The sequence below is a fragment of the Dysosmobacter segnis genome (assembly GCF_014297285.1).
In the GTDB taxonomy this organism is placed as follows: Bacteria; Bacillota; Clostridia; order Oscillospirales; family Oscillospiraceae; genus Oscillibacter; species Oscillibacter segnis.
Map to the genome: position 1 here is coordinate 1 of NZ_JACOQI010000077.1, position 1454 is coordinate 1454.

The 1454-nt window shown below is 53.2% G+C and carries 1 protein-coding gene; it reads left to right on the plus strand.

All coding sequences use genetic code 11. The annotated features are described in order from the left end of the window. Positions 1-129: 129 nt before the first annotated feature. Positions 130-1326, plus strand: coding sequence for an IS110 family RNA-guided transposase (locus H8Z83_RS19010; RefSeq protein ID WP_187016463.1), 1197 nt, complete (start codon positions 130-132; stop codon positions 1324-1326). Positions 1327-1454: the final 128 nt, after the last annotated feature.

The following is a 1454-nucleotide window of genomic DNA, read 5'->3' on the forward strand; positions in this document are numbered from 1 at the left end:
CCTCTTGTTATAAAGATTCGATTGAGCAGGTTGCTCCGGCTATGCCGCGTGCGCGTCACGAACCAATTTGAATCGTAATAAGCCGGTGCGGAAGCATTGCAATATTTTATCAGGAAAGAAGGAATGCCCATGCTCAGTATCGGGATCGATGTGTCCAAAGGAAAAAGTACCGTGTGCGGAATGAAGCCGAGAGGAGAAATCGTGTACACTCCGTTTGAAGTTCAGCACACGAGGGAAGGGATGTCAGAGCTGGTTTCGCTGCTGCGCGGCAGCGGCGAAGAGGTTCGTGTCGTTCTGGAAAGCACCGGCAGCTACCATTGCCCGGTGGTGGCCGCATTGTTGGAGAACGGAATATTCGTCTCCGTTGTCAACTCGCTGCGGATGAAGCGGTTTTGCTCGCAAAGCATCCGCAGGGTGAAGACCGATCAAATCGACGCCATGCAGATCGCTTTGTACGGCCTGGCCTATTGGCCGGAGCTTCAACCTACCAGACTGCCAGAAAATACATATCGGGAGCTGCAGCTTCTGGCGCGGCAATACTACCAGATGACCTCCATCCTGATCAAGGCGAAGGTCGATTTTAACGCCCTCTGTAACCAGGTTTTGCCCGGTATGCAGGAGCTCATGAACGACCATGCCGGACGGCACAAGCTTTCGGACTTTGTCCTGCGGTATCGTCACACCGCTCACATCCTCAAAATGGGAGAAACGCGCTTTCGGAAGGATTATTGCAAATGGGCGGAAAAAAAGGGATACCGCAATCACGAACGTATGGCAGCGCTCATCTTTGCCACAGCTCAAAACGGTATCCCTGTGCTTCCCGACGCACCATCTACGCAGATCGTCATTACGGAAGCGATACGAGTCCTCCACACAGTGGAGGCGTCCCGTGACGCTATTTTAACACAGATGCAAGCTCTCGCCAAGACCCTGCCGGAATATTCTCTTGTGCGCGAAATGCCCTGCATCGGGGACACGCTGGCTCCGCGCCTGATCGCGGAGATCGGAGATGTCCGCCGCTTTCACAGCAAGCGGGCGCTCATCGCATACGCCGGCATTGACGCGCCGCCGTACCAGTCCGGCAAATTCAGCGCGAATAACCGGCACATCTCCAAGCGGGGAAATCGCTATCTGCGTAAGACCGGGTATGAAGTCATGCAGAGCTATGTGATGCACAAACCGGCAAACGATCCGATCTTTACATTCATTGAGAAAAAACGCAGCGAGGGGAAAAGCGGTAAACTCGCCATGGTGGCAGGTCTGAATAAGTTCCTCCGAGTCTATTATGGTAAGGTCACAGAGCTCTACCGCAGCTTGCCGCAGTAGAACGAGCTGAGATCTCCAATGCTTTGTTTGAGGCGGCCAAACAATCCGTTTTGCCGCCTCTGCTTTGCTATGCTCTTTTTCCACCCGCAAATTTTCTTTCAATTGGGGCTTGACTTTTTAGCAGGTTT